At 56.5% G+C, this 18816-nt stretch carries 24 protein-coding genes and 1 tRNA gene; 16 read left to right on the top strand and 9 right to left on the bottom strand.

Annotation, left to right across the window (positions count from 1 at the left end):
* Positions 1–134 precede the first annotated feature (134 nt).
* From rimM to ACN0TS_RS13380, 6 genes are all read left to right on the top strand, one after another.
* Positions 135–644, top strand: coding sequence for a ribosome maturation factor RimM (gene rimM, locus ACN0TS_RS13405; RefSeq protein WP_417259866.1), 510 nt, complete (start codon positions 135–137; stop codon positions 642–644).
* The gene (locus ACN0TS_RS13400; protein WP_417259865.1) at positions 641–1468 is read left to right on the top strand and encodes a hypothetical protein; all 828 of its coding nucleotides are present in this window, start codon (positions 641–643) and stop codon (positions 1466–1468) included. Before rimM ends, ACN0TS_RS13400 begins: the two co-directional genes overlap by 4 nt.
* On the top strand, positions 1461–2291 hold the full coding sequence (trmD, locus tag ACN0TS_RS13395) for a tRNA (guanosine(37)-N1)-methyltransferase TrmD (RefSeq protein WP_417259864.1): 831 nt from the start codon (positions 1461–1463) through the stop codon (positions 2289–2291). Before ACN0TS_RS13400 ends, trmD begins: the two co-directional genes overlap by 8 nt.
* Positions 2292–2543: 252 nt before the next feature.
* Positions 2544–2924 carry a 50S ribosomal protein L19 gene (rplS, locus tag ACN0TS_RS13390; RefSeq protein ID WP_417259863.1) on the top strand — a complete coding sequence of 127 codons (381 nt, stop codon included), beginning with the start codon at positions 2544–2546 and terminating at the stop codon, positions 2922–2924.
* An 11-nt stretch (positions 2925–2935) separates the two neighbouring features.
* Positions 2936–3157 carry a 50S ribosomal protein L31 gene (gene rpmE, locus ACN0TS_RS13385; RefSeq protein ID WP_417259862.1) on the top strand — a complete coding sequence of 74 codons (222 nt, stop codon included), beginning with the start codon at positions 2936–2938 and terminating at the stop codon, positions 3155–3157.
* A gap of 207 nt (positions 3158–3364) precedes the next feature.
* Complete coding sequence (locus ACN0TS_RS13380; protein ID WP_417259861.1) at positions 3365–4177, top strand: division plane positioning ATPase MipZ; 813 nt, start codon at positions 3365–3367, stop codon at positions 4175–4177.
* Positions 4178–4192: 15 nt separating this feature from the next.
* On the opposite strand, the gene ACN0TS_RS13375 is transcribed toward ACN0TS_RS13380, so the two are convergent.
* The 3 genes from ACN0TS_RS13375 to ACN0TS_RS13365 all read right to left on the bottom strand — a co-directional run bounded on the left by ACN0TS_RS13375 (position 4193) and on the right by ACN0TS_RS13365 (position 5445).
* Positions 4193–4549: a hypothetical protein gene (locus tag ACN0TS_RS13375; RefSeq protein ID WP_417259860.1), complete on the bottom strand. Its 357-nt coding sequence runs from the start codon at positions 4547–4549 to the stop codon at positions 4193–4195.
* 30 nt (positions 4550–4579) lie between these two features.
* Entirely contained in the window at positions 4580–4837 is a 258-nt protein-coding gene (locus tag ACN0TS_RS13370) for a hypothetical protein (protein ID WP_417259859.1), read from the bottom strand.
* 98 nt (positions 4838–4935) lie between these two features.
* Positions 4936–5445, bottom strand: a complete 510-nt coding sequence (locus ACN0TS_RS13365) for a DUF2478 domain-containing protein (RefSeq protein ID WP_417259858.1) — start codon at positions 5443–5445, stop codon at positions 4936–4938.
* Between the two features lie 120 nt (positions 5446–5565).
* Between ACN0TS_RS13365 and mobA the strand changes: the two genes are divergently transcribed.
* A complete protein-coding gene (gene mobA / locus ACN0TS_RS13360) occupies positions 5566–6174 on the top strand; it encodes a molybdenum cofactor guanylyltransferase MobA (RefSeq protein ID WP_417259857.1) in 609 nt (202 codons plus the stop codon).
* 1 nt (position 6175) lies between these two features.
* Here the strand turns inward: mobA and ACN0TS_RS13355 are convergent, their stop codons facing one another.
* From ACN0TS_RS13355 to ACN0TS_RS13330, 6 genes are all read right to left on the bottom strand, one after another.
* Positions 6176–6400, bottom strand: coding sequence for a sulfurtransferase TusA family protein (locus ACN0TS_RS13355; protein WP_417259856.1), 225 nt, complete (start codon positions 6398–6400; stop codon positions 6176–6178).
* A 2-nt stretch (positions 6401–6402) separates the two neighbouring features.
* Positions 6403–7137 (bottom strand): transcriptional regulator NanR, encoded by a 735-nt coding sequence (gene nanR, locus ACN0TS_RS13350; RefSeq protein WP_417259855.1) that lies wholly within the window; start codon positions 7135–7137, stop codon positions 6403–6405.
* Between the two features lie 169 nt (positions 7138–7306).
* A tRNA-Arg gene (locus ACN0TS_RS13345) sits at positions 7307–7383 on the bottom strand.
* 92 nt (positions 7384–7475) lie between these two features.
* On the bottom strand, positions 7476–8894 hold the full coding sequence (locus tag ACN0TS_RS13340; protein ID WP_417259854.1) for a sensor histidine kinase: 1419 nt from the start codon (positions 8892–8894) through the stop codon (positions 7476–7478).
* A 63-nt stretch (positions 8895–8957) separates the two neighbouring features.
* Entirely contained in the window at positions 8958–10331 is a 1374-nt protein-coding gene (locus tag ACN0TS_RS13335; protein WP_417259853.1) for a dihydrolipoyl dehydrogenase family protein, read from the bottom strand.
* Between the two features lie 3 nt (positions 10332–10334).
* Entirely contained in the window at positions 10335–11057 is a 723-nt protein-coding gene (locus tag ACN0TS_RS13330) for a TVP38/TMEM64 family protein (protein ID WP_417259852.1), read from the bottom strand.
* Between the two features lie 278 nt (positions 11058–11335).
* On the opposite strand from ACN0TS_RS13330, the gene rpmH reads away from it, so the two are divergent.
* The 9 genes from rpmH (at position 11336) to ACN0TS_RS13285 (ending at position 18801) form a co-directional block, all read left to right on the top strand.
* Positions 11336–11470: a 50S ribosomal protein L34 gene (rpmH, locus tag ACN0TS_RS13325; protein ID WP_012177012.1), complete on the top strand. Its 135-nt coding sequence runs from the start codon at positions 11336–11338 to the stop codon at positions 11468–11470.
* A 24-nt stretch (positions 11471–11494) separates the two neighbouring features.
* The gene (gene rnpA / locus ACN0TS_RS13320) at positions 11495–11950 is read left to right on the top strand and encodes a ribonuclease P protein component (RefSeq protein ID WP_417259851.1); all 456 of its coding nucleotides are present in this window, start codon (positions 11495–11497) and stop codon (positions 11948–11950) included.
* Positions 11947–12201 carry a membrane protein insertion efficiency factor YidD gene (gene yidD, locus ACN0TS_RS13315; protein WP_417259850.1) on the top strand — a complete coding sequence of 85 codons (255 nt, stop codon included), beginning with the start codon at positions 11947–11949 and terminating at the stop codon, positions 12199–12201. The genes rnpA and yidD overlap by 4 nt, the downstream gene beginning before the upstream one ends.
* Positions 12194–13057 carry a tRNA 2-thiocytidine(32) synthetase TtcA gene (ttcA, locus tag ACN0TS_RS13310; RefSeq protein ID WP_417259849.1) on the top strand — a complete coding sequence of 288 codons (864 nt, stop codon included), beginning with the start codon at positions 12194–12196 and terminating at the stop codon, positions 13055–13057. The genes yidD and ttcA overlap by 8 nt, the downstream gene beginning before the upstream one ends.
* A gap of 80 nt (positions 13058–13137) precedes the next feature.
* Positions 13138–14673, top strand: coding sequence for a putative bifunctional diguanylate cyclase/phosphodiesterase (locus ACN0TS_RS13305; RefSeq protein WP_417259848.1), 1536 nt, complete (start codon positions 13138–13140; stop codon positions 14671–14673).
* 141 nt (positions 14674–14814) lie between these two features.
* Complete coding sequence (gene yidC / locus ACN0TS_RS13300; RefSeq protein ID WP_417259847.1) at positions 14815–16644, top strand: membrane protein insertase YidC; 1830 nt, start codon at positions 14815–14817, stop codon at positions 16642–16644.
* 17 nt (positions 16645–16661) lie between these two features.
* Positions 16662–17309 carry a ribosome biogenesis GTP-binding protein YihA/YsxC gene (gene yihA, locus ACN0TS_RS13295; RefSeq protein WP_417259846.1) on the top strand — a complete coding sequence of 216 codons (648 nt, stop codon included), beginning with the start codon at positions 16662–16664 and terminating at the stop codon, positions 17307–17309.
* Positions 17310–17406: 97 nt separating this feature from the next.
* On the top strand, positions 17407–18291 hold the full coding sequence (argB, locus tag ACN0TS_RS13290) for an acetylglutamate kinase (RefSeq protein WP_417259845.1): 885 nt from the start codon (positions 17407–17409) through the stop codon (positions 18289–18291).
* Between the two features lie 3 nt (positions 18292–18294).
* Positions 18295–18801, top strand: a complete 507-nt coding sequence (locus tag ACN0TS_RS13285; RefSeq protein WP_417259844.1) for a SixA phosphatase family protein — start codon at positions 18295–18297, stop codon at positions 18799–18801.
* The last annotated feature ends 15 nt before the right edge of the window (positions 18802–18816 follow it).

The raw sequence follows: 18816 nt of genomic DNA, 5'->3' as shown, positions 1-18816 counted from the left end.
CGCGTTCGGGTTTTTGTTTATTCCAAAGCGCGGGGACGCGCCTTTAACTGCAATTGGGGTATGGCATTTCGTCGAAGTATGTTCGAAATTAGCGCGGAAGATTTCGCGACTATCGCAAACGCCATGAGGGCCAAATGACAAAGAACATGATCGTAGTCGGTGCCATCGCAGGTGCATTCGGTGTGCATGGAGATGTGCGCATCAAATCGTTTTGCGCCGTGCCCGAGGATATTGCCACCTACGGCACACTCATGTCCGAAGATGGCACCCGCAGCTTTGACATTACACTGACCCGTTCAATCAAAAACGGGTTCTCCGCACGCATTGAAGGCATCGAGACCAAGGAAGAGGCTGATGCTCTTCGCGGTGTGACGCTTCACGCAAGCCGTGACGCGCTGCCCTCCTTGCCAGATGACGAGTTTTACCATGCCGATTTGATCGGTTTGGAGGTCTGCGACACGGGCGGCACGGTCTTGGGCAAGGTCAAAGATGTCCTTAACCACGGAGCAGGCGACTTGTTGGAAGTGGACGGGCCAGCTTTGAAGGCCTCCGTTTTGATGCCCTTCACCCGCGCTCATGTACCGACCGTAGACCTGACAGCGGGGCGTCTCATCGTCGATCCCCCTGAGGGTCTGTTCGAGTGACGCGACGCATCCTGATCCATCCTGGTTTCCACAAAACAGGCACGACCACGCTGCAAGAAACACTCCGCGTCAACCGTGCGCTCTTGACCCCGCATGTCGAGATGTACATTGCGGGCGACCTGACACAGGCGCTTTTGGCCGGGGCCACCATCGAGTTTTCCGCCGACCGCCGCAAACAGACCCGCGACATCATTGCCGAGGAAGCCGAAGCTCTATTCGACTCGTTTGAACCAGATGACCCCCGACCTATCCTGATGTCCAACGAAAGCCTCTCTGGCCACGGGATCGGTCACAAGGGGGTGCATCGCTACGCCGCGACCGCCCCCGCAATGAAGGTCATTCACGATGCGTGGCGCAGGGTTATGGGGCCAGAGGCCCCTTTCGAGATCTATATCTCCACCCGTCAAAAAGGATGGCTTGCGTCGTGCTATTGGCAACGGCTCAAAAAGAAACGCTTTCGCATGGCTCTCGACGAGTTCGAGGAAAAATTCGCAAGTGCCGCCGACCATGCAGCCATTATCAAGGCCACCCGCAATATGCTTCCTGATGTCCCCGTGACGAGCTGTGACGTCGCTGACGCGGGCCACCCTGTGCGTCCCGTCCTTGACCTTCTGGGCCTTGGCGAATTGTTCGACGACCTCACTCTACCCGCCAATGAGAACACTTATCCGGGCGGTGATGCGCGTGACCGCTTGCTCGCGCTCAACCGTTCCGATCTGTTTGGGCCGGAATACTGGGTGTTAAAAACGGCCATTATAAATGGCGAAAACACGTCTGACCTTCCCCTCGGTGATCAATTTGATCTAAGAGACGATCATGAGTGAAGATACCCCCAAGCCTAAATCCCACGGTCGCCTCGCAGTGCGCCCATCCTTGCGCCCGCGCGACCTGATGACCGACGCCCCCGATTTGGCAGGGGTATGGACGGCCAAGATCATCACGCTGTTCCCTGAGGCCTTTCCGGGCGTTCTTGGCGAAAGCCTCACGGGCAAAGCCTTGACCGAAGGCAAATGGCAGTTGGAGAAAATCCACCTGCGCGAATTCGGGATTGGCAAGCATCGCAACGTTGATGACACCCCTGCGGGCGGCGGTGCGGGGATGGTCTTGCGTCCCGATGTGATGGGCGAGGCGATTGATTTTGCCCAAGAGGGCACACCACCCAACCGCGAAGACTGGCCACTTGTTTACCTCTCGCCACGCGGCAAACGGTTCGATCAGGCCACCGCGCAACGATGGTCAAAGGCGCAAGGCGTGACAATGATCTGCGGGCGCTTTGAGGGGTTGGACGACCGCGTCCTCTACCACTACGGAATTGAGGAAGTCAGTTTGGGCGATTTCGTCCTGACGGGTGGAGAGATTGCCGCCCAAGCCATGATTGACGCCACGGTGCGTTTACTCCCCGATGTGCTTGGGAATGCCGAGAGCATCGAGGAAGAAAGCCACTCGAATGGCCTGCTTGAGCACCCGCAATTCACCAAACCCGCCGAATGGCGCGGGCTGCCGATCCCCGATGTTTTGATGTCGGGCCATCACGGCAAAATCGCGGAGTGGCGCCAGAAGATCGCCGAGAAAATCACGCAAGAGCGGCGCCCCGATATGTGGGACGCCTATCTTGCGCAAACCCGTGAGAAAACACTAAAGAAATGAGGTTAGAATCATCTTGCCCGAGGGTGAAATGCGGCCTATACACCGCCCGTCCAGCATCGGAATCGATGTGTGGACTGTTTTGCTGTTCGCTCGGGTGCTTTCTTCGGCCCCAGCATGAGCCGCGCCAAAACACCAACAAGTAAAGTCGACCGAAATCTCCGGCGGGCACATGATGACCCGAAAGAAGACACGGAGCTCTGGGACGCGCGAAACATTCGTGGACACATACCACGAGAATATATGGAGAAAGCGATGAACCTAATCGCACAACTGGAAGCCGAGCAGATTGAAGCTCTCGGCCATAAAATTCCGGATTTCAAAGCTGGCGACACCATCCGTGTTGGCTACAAAGTGACCGAGGGCTCGCGCTCCCGCGTCCAGATGTACGAAGGCGTGTGCATCTCCCGTAAGAACGGCACCGGCATTTCCGGCACCTTCACGGTTCGCAAGATTTCCTTTGGCGAAGGTGTGGAGCGTGTATTCCCACTGCACTCCACCAATATCGACAGCATCGAAGTTGTCCGTCGCGGCCGCGTTCGTCGCGCCAAACTGTACTACCTGCGTGATCGCCGTGGTAAATCCGCACGTATCGCAGAAGTCACCAACTACAAGCCGCTCGACGCCAAATCCTAAGGAGCAGATCGATGAAAGCCGATACACATCCCGAATACCACCTCATCGACGTCAAAATGACCGATGGCACTGTGGTCAAGATGAAATCCACTTGGGGCGCCGAAGGCGACCAACTGGCCCTCGACATCGACCCCTCCGTGCACCCTGCATGGAACGGCGGCTCGACCCGTCTGATGGACCAAGGTGGTCGCGTCTCCAAGTTCAAAAACAAATACTCCGGCCTCGGCTTCTAAGCCTAGTCCCATATTGTTTTGCAAAGGGTCCGCAGAATATTCTGCGGGCCTTTTTTCTTTTGCGCCCAGCTGCATCACCCCGTCACGGATTGCCTCGCCCGACACGAAACGCCCTTGCACAGAGGGGGGGATCAACGGCATACAGGAACACATTAAGAGGCACGCGCCCGATCCGAAAAGGGCGCGACAAAGACGAGGTCAGGGTACGTGGCACATATTATTGTTGTTGGGAATGAAAAAGGCGGAGCAGGCAAATCGACCGTCTCCATGCATGTCGCAACGGCTCTATCGCGGATGGGATATCGTGTTGGCGCATTGGATTTGGACCTGCGTCAGAAGACCTTTGCACGCTACCTTGAGAACCGTCTGTCTTATTGCCTGCGTGAGGGCATCGACCTTCCGACGCCTGAATATCGCGACCTTCCCGCAGTCAACTCCGAAGACCTTGAAGAGGGTGAAAACCTCTATGATCGCCGCCTGTCCTTGGCCGTTACGGGCCTTGAGGACACTTGCGATTTCATTCTGATCGACTGCCCGGGATCGCACACCCGCTTGAGCCAGGTCGCTCACTCCTTGGCCGATACATTGGTCACGCCACTCAATGACAGCTTCATTGATTTTGACCTTCTGGCCCGTGTCGATCCCGACACCAACAAAATTCTCGGCCCGTCGGTTTACTCCGAAATGGTATGGAACGCGCGTCAACTACGTGCACAAGCGGGCCTCAAACCGATTGATTGGGTGGTACTGCGCAACCGTCTTGGGGCGCAAAACATGCACAACAAAAAGAAGATCGGTGATGCAATGGAAGACCTGTCCAAACGGATCGGTTTCCGCGTCGCACCAGGGTTCTCGGAGCGGGTGATTTTCCGCGAATTGTTTCCACGCGGCTTGACCCTGCTCGACCTCAAAGATGTCGGCGTGAAAAATGCATTGAACATTTCCAACGTCGCCGCCCGTCAGGAAGTCCGCGATCTTCTCAAAGAGATTAGGCTGCCCGACGTCGAAGTCAATTTTTAGAACTTACACACGTTTCTATTTGAGCGTCACGACGGAAACGGATTCGGGATCTATACCCTGCGCCATCAAAGCCGCTTTCGCATCTACGCCAACTTTGTCTGACGGCACGTGAACTGATTTCGGAGTGAGCTTGACCGTTTTTGGACGGTCTCGCCACAGCTTGCGCGGGTCATATTTCTTGTAGAACGGTTGCTCATAGATCGGATCAGGGCCTGACATATCAATGTCGGAATAGGCCGATTTCACCGAACCTGACGCAAGCGCAGACAAATCCCCCGTTTGAGAGGCATGGCGCAAATTGTCAGATTTGAAAAAGATAAAAAATACCGCTGCGGCAGTCAGCATCACTGCCTGAATAACCATTTTATACATGTATCGCCCTCTCAGAAACCTGCCGTCATCTTATGATCTTGAGACAGAAATCTGGTCAAAACGGGCGAGGATTTGACCATTGCGGGCAGCACGGCCTTTTTTGTGCTTCCCGTTCACGTCGAGCGTCGCAGGATCAATATGGACGCCACGCTGCGTTTGGAATGCGATTGCCAGTAAAGACAAGACGATCAACCCGACACCAATGCCAAGCATCATGTAAATCTGTCCCGACGAAAGGGTTTCGGCAAAGGCTTCTATACGTGCTGTAAGAGGGCTAATATCAAGCATCTCAAACGTCCTTCTGTTCATTTCCTAGCCCCAAGTTGGCAGCGGATCTGGGCAGAAATCGGGCGTGGGTATGAAAAATAAGTGCCGCTTGGGCAGACCTATTCGGCGGCCACCTGTATCATCACCCAGTCCAAAATGGAGGCCACATCGGCCGCCACTGGCGTGGCAAGACCGTCACAAAAGGCATCAAATGCGGCACGTTTGTCGGGACTGACGCCAACAATAACGGGGACACCTTCGGCAAGAGCCATGCCAATCACATCGCGAAATCCACGGCCTTCGACTTCTTGTTTTCCGAATTTATTAATGATCAAAAGCGCAGGGGAGCATGTGGCCATATCCGCCTCCACGGACGCCACGGCCCGCTCCAACCCGTCAGGGTCAAGCCGACAGCCTCGTGCGTGAGGGCCAAGCGACTGGCTGATGCGCACCAAAGTGCCCGAGGACAGGATGTGCAGGTCCATATCGCACATCGACGTGCCTGCGCGGTCTGTATTCACCTGAACCGCCCCCGCCACACGCAGACCCTGATCACGCAAAGACGTGGCAACAGCTCGCAAAATCGCGTCTGTCTCGCCCTGCCCTTGCCCTGAAACGACAGCCAGCATGTTTGATCCCTTGTCAGTTCCCTATGCGGAATACAGAATGGCGGTGAGTGGGGAAAGCGCAAAACACGTACACCCATCGGGAAGCGCCCACCGATCTGGGCCGCACGCAAAAGGGGCGAGATGACACGGATCGCAGGGCTGATATTGGCGGGCGGGCAAGCTCTACGCATGGGCGGTGGCGACAAGGCGTTTGTGACGCTCGGCGGCACCACCTTGTTGCAGCGCTCCATCGCGACACTATCGGCGCAATGCGACGCGCTGGCCATTAGTGCGAATGGCGATCCCGCTCGCTATGCCGAGCATGACCTACCCGTCCTGCCTGACACCCTCCCCCAGCGCCAAGGACCGCTCGCGGGCATCCTCGCGGGGATGGAATGGGCGGCGCAGTTAGGGGTGGATCAGCTCTTTACCGCGCCCGTAGATACGCCGTTTTTGCCCGCCGACGTCGTCGCACGATTGGCCGCTCATGCGGGAGACGTAGGACTCGCCATTGCCGCAAGCCCTGTCGATGATCAACGCCGTCTGCATCCAGTTGTTGGGGTCTGGCCAGTTCGTCTCGCCGCAGCCTTGCGCGATACTTTATCACATGGGGAACGGCGGGTCGGGCGTTTTGCACAGGCCAACGGTGCCGTTGTGGTGCCGTTTGATGGCGACGATGCCCGTGACCCGTTTTTCAACATCAACACGCCTGACGATCTAGCAGCAGCCCAAGCCGTCCTCGATCAATAAGTCATCCGCGTTTGATCAGATAAGTCTGCACATCGCCTGTGTCATCGAGTGACAGAAATTCATGGCCTGCCTCGGCACAAAAATGCGGCACATCAATCACCGCAGCAGGGTCCGACGCAACCAAGCGCAACACCGCACCAACAGGCATCTCTAACAACGCCTTACGGGCCTTGAGGACGGGCAAGGGGCACAGGAGTCCGACGGCATCAATGTCGCGGTCGGCCATGTTCAGCTTTTGGGCTCGAAGGCATCGCTCGCACGATCAAGGTGACGGGCCATTGCGGCCACGGCGCCCTCTTCGTCATGGGCTGCAATCAAATCAACAATCTGCATATGCTCGGCCAAGGTAATTTCTTCTTTCCCTGACCAATGCAGCAACGACTTATGATAATCAAACAACCAGCCCAACATCGCCTCGGACACCGAGGTGATAATCGGGTTTTGGGCCGTTTGGGCAATCCTTTTGTGAAACGCGACATCGGCCTCAATAAAGGTCGTAGAATCGCCAAGACACTCTCGTTGCCGCTCTACGAGTTCGCGCAGTTCAGCCACATCCTCGGCAGTCGCGTTCTGCGCTGCCACGCGGACCAATCCCAGTTCGAACATTTGCCGCGCTTGTTTGAGGTGGGCGAGATTGGCGGGCGCTGACGACAGCACAAGACGCGCAATATCGGAGGATTGGTTGAGAACGGTACTGGCATCTACAGCGTTGACGCGGGACCGTTCCCCATGACTGATTGTGATCAGCCCGCTGTTGTGTAGGGATTGCAAAGCCTCACGGACCGCCGGACGCCCCACGCCAAAACGGTCCATCAAGACCCGCTCCGAAGGCATTGTGTCCCCAGCAGCCAAATCCCCCGAGGTAATCATATCGCGAAGCTTGTCGAGCACTTGGTCTGAAAGCTTACGGCGGGTGATCTTTTCGCGATCATCTTTACGTGGTGTATTCTTCGCCACCTGCATGTCTCCGTCAGCATTTTTTCATTTGTAGTATAGGCCCGCTCAACAGGCCGCAGCAACACAGGGATATATACCCAATGTTTCTGCACCAGTCACGCCTTACACGATATCCGCGCGACGCACAGGTCTGATAGCAGATGCAGCGCGGTTCGTATGCTAAAAAGGGAGGAAGTGGTGCACCCGAGAGGATTCGAACCTCTGACCCCCTGATTCGTAGTCAGGTACTCTATCCAGCTGAGCTACGGGTGCGCTCAGGGGGCGATTTACCGAGTGCGGCGGGGGGGCGCAAGAGGCATTCGACATGAAATTTAAAAAAGTGTCACAACGAGCGAGATCGACGGCTACTCAGCGGCCTTTGCGGTATCGGTCGAAGGCTGTTCGTTATGGGCTTCGGCAACAGGCTCTGCCTCGGTAGCAAAGCCTTTGGGCAAATGGATACCAAACACGGTGCCCGTCTCGTCGCTGCGCTCCAGGAGAAGTTTACCGCCGTGACCACGGATCAACTCCGCAGCTATCGCAAGCCCGAGACCAAAACCGCCCTTGCGAGTTCCGCCTTGGAACGGCTGAAACAGGTGGTCGCGAGCCTTTGGCGGCAGGCCGGGCCCTGTGTCGGAAACGGTCAACACCCATTGGGTTTCATCTTCGCGCGCAGCAACGCTAATCTCGCCGCCGTTGGGCTGTGTCGCCAAAGCCTGTCGCGCATTGCGCACAAGGTTGGACAGGACACGGTGCATTTGTTCGGCATCGGCCCGCATGACCATCGTGGCAGGCACATCCTCGGCGAACGAAATATCAGCATCACCCGACGAGAGCCGCTCGCCCTCGATCACATCACCGACCAGTTCCGCGACACGCACACCCGACATGGTGGGTGATGGTTCCTCCGCCTTGCCAAAGGCAAGCGTACTTTCACACAGGTTCACGGCGCGTTGGATGGAATTCATCAGTTTGGGCGCGGAGCGGATCACGGCAGGGTCTTGTGAGGTCTCCAAGCGATCGGAGAACAGTTGGGCCGTGGTCAAAATATTTCGCAGGTCATGGGAGATTTTCGCAACCGCACCACCAAGTTGTGCAAGGCGGTCTTTTTGGCGCAGCGAGGACGTCAGGTCAGTCTGCATCGAACACAGTGCGATCTCGGCCTCGCGCAACTCATAGACCTTTGCGGTCGGCTCAATGATTCGGCGCGCATCCTCAGGCGCCTCGGCATAATGCGTCATTGCTCCCACCACGCGCTTGATCGGATGGACGATGAGCGCCCGCACGGCAAGGAACAAGAGAAGCGCCGTGAACAACGAGATCGCCGCCGACAGCATCAGGATTCGCACGCCATACTCCACCATCGCCGTTCGCATAGGCTCGGTCGGCAATGTCACCTCGATCAACAAGCCCGCCTGCTTCACAGGATCACCAATCACTCGGATCACGCGGTTGGTCGGGTCCAACAGGGTCGCCGTCGCGTCACGGATCAGCTCATATGCAGAGGCATCACGCAGATCATAGGTCGCGTAGATCTGTTCGGGGATTGGTGAAGACAGCACAAGCTGGCGGATTTCATTACGGCGTAGCACGACGTTATAGACGTCTGCGTTGGCGAGTAGCTCGTCCTCAAGATTCATGTCGAGACTGTCATTGGCCAACAACGCAAGCGAGGCGATTTGTGCGCGTTCCAAACGGGACAACAGGAAGTCTTCGCGAAATCGTGCGATGGAGGGGACAAAAATCATGATCTCTGCGGCCATCACAAAGATGATCGTCAGCATCAGGAATCGTCCTGTCAGCGAGTTAATAAACCGCGAAAACCTCATAAATCCTTTCCGATCCCCCTACGGCAAAAGCCGTTGGACCAGTTTTACCACTGTTTTGACCTTTGGATTATCAAACAGTCTAGGGGTAAAATAGGCACCCGCAGCGCGTTTGTTAAGCTCTGCGAGTGTCGGATAGGGCGCAATCATGCCTGCGACTTGGCTCATCTTCAGGTTTGCCGACAGCGCCAAGCCCCAAAAGGAGATCAATTCGCCTGCATCCGGACCGACGATTGTCACGCCCACAGGGCGACCTTTGACCACCATGACCTTGATAAACCCGCCGCCTGCGCGATTGGTGGCAATGGCGCGGTCGTTGCCTGACACCTCGGCGCGGACAACTTCCAATTTGTCGCCATAGGTCTCGCGGGCATCAGCCTCTGACAAACCCACCTGCGCCAATTCGGGCGTGGTATAGGTGGCGTGCGGGATGTGGTGCGAGGAGGCTTTCGCAGGAAGACCAAACAGTAAGGAGCGGATCACAACACCCGCCTGATAGCCCGCCACATGGGTGAATTGCAGATTTCCGGACACCACATCACCAATCGCATAGGCGCGGCGGTTGGAGGTGCGCAAGCGAGCATCGACCTTGACCCCGCCACGGTTGCGATTGATCTCGCCCTTTTCCAAAGCGAGATTTTCGGAATTGGCCACACGGCCCGTCGCCACCAAAAGATGCGATCCCGTGATTCGTCCGCCGCTTTCAAGATCAAGCGTGATGTCACCCTGTGTGCCCGACACCCGCACGACCTTGTCATTTTCGATGATCTTCACACCCTCGGCTTTGAGTGCGGCGATGACGACCGCTGCGGCCTCGGGGTCTTCACGCGACAGAGCCGTTGCCGCCTCGATCACCGTGACCTCACAGCCCAAGCGCCGATGCGCCTGTGCCATTTCCATACCAATCGGCCCTGCCCCTAGAATCAACAGATGTGCGGGGGCCTCCCGCAGCGCCCAGAGGCTTTCGTTGGTCAGATACGGCACCTCGGCCAACCCGTCGATCGGTGGTACAAACGCCCGCGACCCCGTCGCAATCACAAAACGACGCGCGGTGATCTCTGTATCCCCCGCCTCAACCGTCTTGGGCGATGTAAACCGTGCATGCTCGCGGATGACCGTGCAACCCAACTCTTCAAACCGCTCTTGGCTATCGTGAGGCGCGATGGTGGCGATGGTGTTTTGCACGTGTTCCATCGCATCGGCGTAACCCATCCCCTCTTTCGCGGCATGCAGCAGCGCTTTTGACGGCACACAACCGGCGTTCAAACAATCGCCACCCATCTTGCCCTTTTCAATCAGGACCACGCGCGCGCCCATTTGAACGGCCCCTGAGGCGACGGACAATCCACCTGAACCGCCGCCAATCACACAAATATCTGTTTTAATCTTTTTCATGAGTTAAGCGTCCCGTTTCGTACGATAATTGAGAAAAATTGGCAAAATCGCCAAGGCGCAGAGGCCAAGGATCGGCAAGAGAATATGTGGCTCGAAAATTAGACCCAGATCAGGTGTCGTTCCGGCCTCGAATACTTTACCGAGCCCCGCGCCTACGGATGTGTAAATCACGGTCCCCGGAATGATCCCGACCGCGGTTGAGATCGCAAATCTATGGAAAGACGCGCCTAGCAAGGCAGGAAGCAGATTGGCCACAAAAAAGGGCACCACGGGAGCCAAACGCATCAAGAAGAGCATCGACCATTGGTTCTCATCCAGGCCGCGCTTGATCCGCTGTGTGCGTTCCGAGCCCGCCTCCATTTTGGCCGACAGCCAATCACCTAGCCCCCAACGCGCAGCAAGAAACAACAGACAGGCGCCCGATGTCGCCCCCAAGATGTTAAACAACGCCCCGGGGAAGGTTGCGAACAAAAAACCGCCAGTTAAAGTCGCAATAGTCGCTCCAGGAAGGGAGAAGGCAACGATACTCGTATAGGCCGCGATGAAAAGCGCGACAGACAGGCCATAATGCGCATCGCGATAGGCCAAAAGCACCTCACGATTCTCTGCCAAGGCCTCAAAGCTGAGCGAATCGCGAAACAAAACGGCCAATCCAAAGGCAATCGCGATCAAAATGACCAACGGCGCGGTGTGGCGACGTGACTTCGGGGGATCTATATGTGCCATATGGCCTCTCTTATTGACTGTTCGCGCTAAACTGCGCCCTATGCGCCCTAATTGCTACTGTCAGTGCCCCTCTATTGCAGCGACCTCACGCGCCATTGATCTTTCGCGAGCAGTTCTTTCGGGATTTTGTGTCTACAGGCGGAAATGTTACAGAATTCCCCTCGACACGAATTGACAAGCGGGTCTCGGGCACCTAAACGCAGGGCTTCAATGAATGTCGGCCTTCGAATCCCTCTACGCGGAATTTGGGCCATGACCAAACCGATGGAGATGGCGCGATGAAACGCACCTTTCAACCGAGTAACCTCGTCCGCAAGCGTCGCCACGGTTTCCGTGCACGTATGGCAACTAAAGCGGGCCGCAAGATCCTGAACGCACGTCGCGCACGCGGCCGCAAATCGCTGTCCGCATAAGGGCAGCCTTCGGGCTCTACGAATATGACACCGCCGGACGCACCCGAGGGAATGGCTATTGCCGGAACCGAAGGTCAGCGATCGGCGGTTTTGTCATGCTCTAATGACACCCCTCGCCCATCGTTGACAACGCTGACCAAGCGCGCAGACTTTCTGCGCGCTGCCCGCGCACGTCGTCAGGGCACGGGCAGTTTCCTGCTTCAAGCGCGCAAGCGTGACGCCGACGATCCCGCTACAGGCATCCGCGTCGGCTATACCTGTTCCAAAAAGGTCGGCAACGCGGTCAAGCGCAACCACGCCAAACGGCGGCTGCGTGAAATTGCGCGAATGGTCTTACCCGAGCTTGGCCATGACGGATGGGACTACGTGTTGATCGGCAAGGCCGGTGACACCTCCGCCCGTCCGTTTGAGCTTCTCCTCAAAGATTTGCGCTACGCGATGCGCAAAGTGCATGGCGACAGATCGGGGAAACCATCATGACCCCGCTCGCCTTTGTCGTCTCCCTGCCTGTGCGCGCCTATCGCCTGATCTTTAGTCCCATCGTGGGCTTCAACTGTCGCTACCAACCGACGTGTAGCGCCTATGCGATGGAAGCCCTCGAAAAACACGGCGCGATCAAGGGCTCCATACTGGCGGCCAAACGCATCGGGCGCTGTCACCCGATGGGCGGCACTGGTTACGATCCTGTTCCCGACCCCAAATCATCCGAAGAGGACACTCCAGATGCGTGATGAACTCGACGATATCCATCCGCTGTTCCACGGCGCACCCTCAACCACCGAGTTCAAGAAGCTGCGCAAACGTATTGTCCGCAATACCCGTGAGGCCATTGAACAATACGGGATGGTCGAGCGCGGCGCGAAATGGCTTGTCTGCCTGTCGGGCGGCAAGGATAGCTACACGCTTCTGGCTGTTCTTTACGAATTGAAATGGCGCGGGTTGCTGCCCGTTGAATTGATCGCCTGCAATCTGGACCAAGGGCAACCCGGTTTTCCCGCAACCGTTCTGCCCGAGTTTCTCGAAAAAATGGGTGTGCCCCATCGCATCGAGTATCAAGACACCTATTCCATCGTGATGGACAAGGTTCCCGAAGGCCGCACATTTTGTGCGCTGTGCTCTCGTTTACGGCGTGGCAACCTCTATCGTATTGCCCGCGAAGAGGGCTGTTCGGCGGTGGTGCTTGGCCATCACCGTGACGACATCTTGGAAACCTTTTTTATGAACCTGTTCCACGGCGGGCGGCTTGCAACCATGCCACCCAAATTGGTGAACGAGGAAGGCGACCTGTTTCTCTATCGCCCCCTTGCGCATGTCGCCGAAGAAGACTGTGAAAAGTTCGCGACCGCAATGAACTATCCGATCATTCCGTGTGACCTATGTGGGTCACAAGACGGGCTGCAACGCCAACAGGTCAAACAGATTTTGGACGGGTGGGAGAAAAACGCCCCCGGTCGCAGACAGGTCATGTTCAAAGCCCTCACCAATATACGCCCCTCGCATATGCTGGACCCAAAACTCTTTGATTTCCTCGGTTTGTCTCTCGAAGAAAAAAGTGAAAAGTCTACGGACATTCCCGACCTGCGTTAACTCGGCGGCCACCTTTTTAAGTTTAGGTCTCACCTGACGATCGTCCGTAAGGGGACGAAGCGACATGTGAGGTGGTCCGCGTGAGACAACTGGTGAAAATTCCAAACGTTGCGACAGTGAAGCGTCTGCTCGCCAGCCCTCAAAGTGCTGCGTTTTTACCAGCGATTTTCCTCGCGACCTATTGGCTTGGCGGAGAAACTGCCCTCATTATTACAACGATTTTGTTCCCTGCCGCAGTCTACGCCATGACCGGCGCCACGACATGGTCACGCGCCCCCTCTGAAACTGATGGTCTGACGGGATTACCGCTGCGCCCTGCCATTCTTGTTGCCTTGGATCACGTTTTGGAACGCCACGACGCCAATGGGCGCACCACGGCCTGCCTGTTGATTGAAATTGAAAATGTCGCCGCCCTAACAGCCTCCTACGGAACCGAGACCAGCGACAAGCTATTGAAAATAGCGGCCCGTCGCATTGGCGATACCATGCGAGAGCACGACGTGGTCGCAAAACTTGATGGCAATCGTTTTGCTGTCGCACTTGCCCCTGTACGCCGCGCTGACCTCGAAACTCTTATCCAGTTATCCTCACGCATTCAGGCCGCTCTGGCCGAGCCCTATTCGATTGACGCGGCAAAGATCTACGCCTCCGCCTCCATCGGGTTTTGCACGCCAAGACGGGCACCAGCGCAATCGGGTGCCGCCTATCTTGATGCCGCTGAAGCCGCGCTTATGGACGCGATCCACAATGGCCCTGGGTCGATTCGCGCCTATTCGGCCGACCGCATCCACCGCCCTCTCGAACATAGTATCGATCCGGATGAGGTTGGGATGGCACTCGAAAACGGGCACATCGTGCCGTGGTTTCAGCCTCAGGTCTCCACGGATACGGGCGAAGTCGCAGGAATGGAGGCCCTGGCGCGGTGGGAACACCCCGACAACGGCGTCATTCCCCCATCAAAATTTCTCCCCGTGATTGAGGAGTTGGGACTTTTGGAAAGGTTGGGGGAGGTCATACGTTTTCACGCCATGTCAGCGCTCAAGAACTGGGACCAAAACGGAGTGCATATTGGCTCGATCTCCGTCAACTTCACCGCTACAGAGCTTGCCAATCCCAAACTTGTCGAAAAGCTAAGTTGGGAACTGGACAGGTTTGAGTTAACCCCAGACCGCCTTGAAATTGAAATTCTGGAAAACGTGATTGCGGCCACCGACGATGACATCATTCCGCGAAACATTCGCGCCCTTAAGGCCATCGGATGTCGCATTGATCTCGACGACTATGGCACGGGGCATGCCTCCATCGCCAATATTCGCCGCTTTTGCGTAGACCGGATCAAAATCGACCGCTCCTACGTCACCCGCTGCGATTTGGACCGTAACCAACAGGATATGCTTGCCGCCATTCTCACAATGGCCGAACGGTTGGAGTTGGATACCTTGGCCGAAGGGGTCGAAACTCTGGGCGAACACGCCATGCTCGCGCAACTTGGCTGTGGCTATGTGCAGGGCTTTTCAGTGTCCCGCCCCCTTAGAGAATCCCAAGTCCAAGACTGGGTTGTGCAGCATCTCAAGAAAATCGGAGACGCGCCACAGATCGGGCGTCGCGCAGGCTGATCCATCGCATCAGGCCACATAGGCGCATCAATGAGTTCACTTTCCCGCAAAACCCCCAAGTTTTGGGCAAAACTGCTTGACCTTTGGGCTCTAGGCAGGTTGAACCTGCGCAGATGGAATTCCAATAATTAGGCGGCCGGAATGGACGATCAAAACAAGAATCTGATCCTTGCAGTTGTGCTCAGCGGGATTGTGTTGCTCACGTGGACCTATTTCTTCCCCGCACCAGAGCCAGTCACAGATCCGAACGCACCCGTTGTTCAAATGGGCACCGACGCGCAAAATGCGGCGGACGGGACTGTTGCACTCGCACCACCATCTGCCGACAGCGTGTCCGGCACGACAACCGTCAGCACCCAAACGGCAGAGCAAATTCCTGATGCGCCGCGCATCGACATTGAGACAGACCGCGTTGTTGGCTCGATCTCCCTGATCGGTGGTCGCATTGATGACCTCTCGCTCAAAGACTACAACGTCGAGCTTGATAGCGACGAAATCGTGACACTGCTCACACCTGTCGGTTCCGATGCGCCCTACTACGCCGTTTATGGCTGGGCGCCAGGTGGCGACATGACGGCCGACGATGTGCCCGGAGCCAATACCGAATGGTCGGTTGAGAGCGGCGAGGCCCTTAGCCTCGACTCTCCCGTCACATTGGTATGGAACAACGGCAAAGGCCTGCTCTTCCGCCGCACGATCGCCATTGACGAAAACTACCTCTTCACCATCACTCAGTCGGTCGAAAACGCTGGCGCGGATGCCAAACGCATGGCCGCTTACGGTATCGTCGCCCGCCACGGCACTCCCGAAGTGTCCCGCTACTTTGTGCTGCACGAAGGTCTCGTTCGCCTGACGGATAAGACACTCGAAGAGGCCGATTACAAAGACATCGCCGACTATGAAATGGTCGCTCGCGAAGGCGCACAAGCCTCGGTCGAAGATGTCGCGGAGAATGGTTGGATCGGCTTTACCGACAAAAACTGGATGACCACACTGGTTCCGCAACCAGGTCAGCCCTTCACCTCCGTTGTGAAATACGTGGCCAATCCAGAGATTTATCAAGTCGAGAGCCGCCTGCCCGCTCAGACGATCGAACCTGGTGCCACCATCGAAAACACCACCTATCTCTTTGCGGGTGCAAAGGAATGGGAAACGATCAAACACTACCAAGACGATACGGGCATCTATCGCTTCGTCGATTCGATCGACTGGGGTTGGTTCTTCTTCTTCACCAAGCCGATTTTCCGCCTGCTGCACGCCCTGAACGCCATCATTGGCAACATGGGGTGGTCGATCATTGTTCTGACGCTGATCATCAAAGGCATCATGTTCCCGCTGGCCTACAAATCCTATGTCTCTATGGCACGGATGAAAGAGCTTCAGCCTGAGATGGAAAAGCTCAAGGAAGAAGCTGGTGACGACCGCGAAAAAATGCAGCGCGGCATGATGGAGCTGTACAAAAAGAACAAGGTGAACCCTGCTTCCGGCTGTTTGCCCCTGATCTTGCAGATCCCTGTGTTCTTCTCTCTCTATAAGGTGATTTTCGTCACCATCGAATTGCGCCACGCACCATGGATTGGCTGGATTCGCGACCTCTCCGCGCCCGATCCCTCATCCATCCTGAACCTGTTTGGCTTGCTGTCTTTTGCCCCACCAGAACCCGGTTCGCTCTTTGCGATCCTCTCGCTTGGCATTTTGCCAATTCTGCTCGGCATTTCCATGTGGTTGCAGCAAAAACTGAACCCTGCGCCCACCGACCCAAGCCAGAAAATGATCATGGCTTGGATGCCATGGGTGTTCATGTTCATGCTCGGTAGCTTTGCCTCTGGTTTGGTGCTTTACTGGATCGCAAACAACACCATCACATTCACGCAGCAGTACCTGATTATGCGCAGCCACGGGCACAAGCCTGAAGTTCTCGGCAATATCATGAGTTCACTGCGGCTCAAGAAAAAGGAGGACGCGTCCTAACGGGCGCGTCTCACCGCATGGAACTCACTTTTCCCATCGTAGAACCTGACGCAGCGGCCCTCGAAAAGGGCCGTTTGCTGTTTGCTGGAGAGACCGATTTCGTCAAAGGTGTCGTCGCAATGGACGGTATGCCGCCCGATGATCGCATTGAGGTCTGCTTTGCAGGGCGTTCAAACGTGGGGAAATCCTCTCTGATCAACGCACTCACAGGTCGCAAGGCACTTGCCCGCGCGTCCAACACGCCAGGACGCACACAGGAGATCAACTTCTTCACCTGTGCCGACAGTCACTACCTCGTCGACCTTCCCGGCTATGGCTACGCCAAAGCGCCCGTCAAAACGGTCGAGAAATGGCAACGCCTGCTCAAAGCCTACCTGTCAGGCCGCGCTACATTACGCCGCGCTTTTGTCCTCATCGACAGCCGTCATGGTGTGAAATCCGTGGATGAGGAAATCATGTCGCGCCTCGACAAATCCGCCGTCACATTCCAGATCGTGATGACCAAAGCGGATAAGGTTAAGGATGCAGAGCGCGAAAAGATCATGGCGCAGGTCCGCTCCAAGATCGCGCAGCACCCCGCCGCCTACCCCGAAATGATCGTGACATCATCTGAAAAGGGATGGGGCGTGGACGTTTTGCGCGCAGTGATCGCCACCCTGATCTGATCCGTATCAGTCTCGTTCTCCGATCACCCACCATTGCTTGCAGGGGCATAGCCCTTCGCTGTATTGAGGAGCAACGCTCTCGATGGATGCCACGGAAATGAAGAAGCAAGATATGAACAGAGACTGGATTGCGACCGCCCGCACTCTTTCCCAAGCCCTGCCTTTTTTGCAGCGCTATGAGGGAGCAACCGTGGTGATCAAACTCGGAGGCCATGCGATGGGCTCCGACGAGGCGATGGAAGATTTCGCCCGCGACGTCGTGTTGATGCAGCAAGTCGGCGTCAAGCCCGTGATCGTGCATGGCGGCGGCCCGATGATCAACCAGATGCTCGACAAACTCGGAATCGAAAGCAGCTTTGTGGGCGGCAAGCGTGTCACTGACAAGGCCACGGTTGAAGTCGTCGAAATGGTCCTGTCAGGTCTCGTGAACAAGCGTATTGTTCAGGCCATCAACAGCCAAGGCGGCCGTGCAGTCGGCATCTCCGGCAAAGACGCCAATCTGATGGTCTGTGAGCAAACCAACCCTGATCTGGGCTTTGTCGGCACTCCTGTTGAGATGGACCCGCGTATCATCCGAGAGCTTGGCAACGAGAACCTCATTCCCGTCATCGCTCCACTCGGCGCAGGAAAAAACGGCGAGACATTCAACGTCAATGGCGACACCGCGGCAGGGGCTATCGCGGGGGCACTAGCCGCCGACCGCCTCTTGTTGCTCACCGATGTGTCTGGCGTCAAAGGTAGCGACGGACAGGTACTGACCTACCTGAACTCTGACCAAATCCGGTCCTTGACCGAAGACGGCGTGATTGCAGGGGGCATGATCCCCAAGACCCAAACGGCTCTGGACGCCCTAAAAGATGGTGTGCGCGCCGTGGTCATTCTGGATGGGCGTGCGCCCAATGCCTGTCTGCTTGAGCTGTTCACCGAGCATGGTGCTGGGTCACTGATCCGCGACACCCCGCAGAACAAGACGTCAGGATAGTCGATGTCTCTTCGTCTCATTGTAATGCGCCACGCCAAATCAAGCTGGGACGATCCGCTACTTTCCGACTTCGAGCGCACTCTCAATGAGCGCGGGCGACGCAATGCCGCGACGATGGGGCGATGGTTAGCAAAGATGGGTTACCTGCCCGATACAGTCGTCCTCTCGTCCTCTGTGCGCACCACGCAGACCAGTGAGCGCGTGTTAGACGCCGCAGGAGTCGTTCCTGCGCAGATATCGACAAAGGCGCTCTACCACGCGCCAGACTTTCAAATTCTACGCACGCTCGCACAGGCTCAGGGCGACACGGTTCTCCTGATCGCCCATAATCCCGGAATCGGTGATTTCGTCTCGCATTTCGCCGCGCAGCCCGTCGTTCACCCTGACTTTGTTCGCTACCCGACCTGCGCCACCACCGTGTTTGAGGTCAATGCGGTGACATGGACACATGCAAAGTTTGGTGAAAATACCGTGCTTGATTTCGTCATCCCGCGCGATCTGGAAGACTAATCCACCCAACATTCC

The sequence above is a fragment of the Celeribacter sp. genome (genome assembly GCF_048266405.1).
GTDB lineage: Bacteria > Pseudomonadota > Alphaproteobacteria > Rhodobacterales > Rhodobacteraceae > Celeribacter.
This window is presented reverse-complemented; position numbering and strand designations above follow the sequence as displayed.

Bases quoted from the DNA above. Each gene is read 5' to 3' on its own strand.
- rimM (WP_417259866.1), top strand. From the start codon at position 135: ATGACAAAGAACATGATCGTAGTCGGTGCCATCGCAGGTGCATTCGGT.
- trmD (WP_417259864.1), top strand. From the start codon at position 1,461: ATGAGTGAAGATACCCCCAAGCCTAAATCCCACGGTCGCCTCGCAGTG.
- rplS (WP_417259863.1), top strand. From the start codon at position 2,544: ATGAACCTAATCGCACAACTGGAAGCCGAGCAGATTGAAGCTCTCGGC.
- rpmE (WP_417259862.1), top strand. From the start codon at position 2,936: ATGAAAGCCGATACACATCCCGAATACCACCTCATCGACGTCAAAATG.
- ACN0TS_RS13375 (WP_417259860.1), bottom strand. From the start codon at position 4,549: ATGTATAAAATGGTTATTCAGGCAGTGATGCTGACTGCCGCAGCGGTA.
- ACN0TS_RS13370 (WP_417259859.1), bottom strand. From the start codon at position 4,837: ATGCTTGATATTAGCCCTCTTACAGCACGTATAGAAGCCTTTGCCGAA.
- ACN0TS_RS13365 (WP_417259858.1), bottom strand. From the start codon at position 5,445: ATGCTGGCTGTCGTTTCAGGGCAAGGGCAGGGCGAGACAGACGCGATT.
- mobA (WP_417259857.1), top strand. From the start codon at position 5,566: ATGACACGGATCGCAGGGCTGATATTGGCGGGCGGGCAAGCTCTACGC.
- ACN0TS_RS13355 (WP_417259856.1), bottom strand. From the start codon at position 6,400: ATGGCCGACCGCGACATTGATGCCGTCGGACTCCTGTGCCCCTTGCCC.
- nanR (WP_417259855.1), bottom strand. From the start codon at position 7,137: ATGCAGGTGGCGAAGAATACACCACGTAAAGATGATCGCGAAAAGATC.
- ACN0TS_RS13340 (WP_417259854.1), bottom strand. From the start codon at position 8,894: ATGCTGACGATCATCTTTGTGATGGCCGCAGAGATCATGATTTTTGTC.
- ACN0TS_RS13335 (WP_417259853.1), bottom strand. From the start codon at position 10,331: ATGAAAAAGATTAAAACAGATATTTGTGTGATTGGCGGCGGTTCAGGT.
- ACN0TS_RS13330 (WP_417259852.1), bottom strand. From the start codon at position 11,057: ATGGCACATATAGATCCCCCGAAGTCACGTCGCCACACCGCGCCGTTG.
- rpmH (WP_012177012.1), top strand. From the start codon at position 11,336: ATGAAACGCACCTTTCAACCGAGTAACCTCGTCCGCAAGCGTCGCCAC.
- rnpA (WP_417259851.1), top strand. From the start codon at position 11,495: ATGACACCGCCGGACGCACCCGAGGGAATGGCTATTGCCGGAACCGAA.
- yidD (WP_417259850.1), top strand. From the start codon at position 11,947: ATGACCCCGCTCGCCTTTGTCGTCTCCCTGCCTGTGCGCGCCTATCGC.
- ttcA (WP_417259849.1), top strand. From the start codon at position 12,194: ATGCGTGATGAACTCGACGATATCCATCCGCTGTTCCACGGCGCACCC.
- yidC (WP_417259847.1), top strand. From the start codon at position 14,815: ATGGACGATCAAAACAAGAATCTGATCCTTGCAGTTGTGCTCAGCGGG.
- yihA (WP_417259846.1), top strand. From the start codon at position 16,662: ATGGAACTCACTTTTCCCATCGTAGAACCTGACGCAGCGGCCCTCGAA.
- argB (WP_417259845.1), top strand. From the start codon at position 17,407: ATGAAGAAGCAAGATATGAACAGAGACTGGATTGCGACCGCCCGCACT.
- ACN0TS_RS13285 (WP_417259844.1), top strand. From the start codon at position 18,295: ATGTCTCTTCGTCTCATTGTAATGCGCCACGCCAAATCAAGCTGGGAC.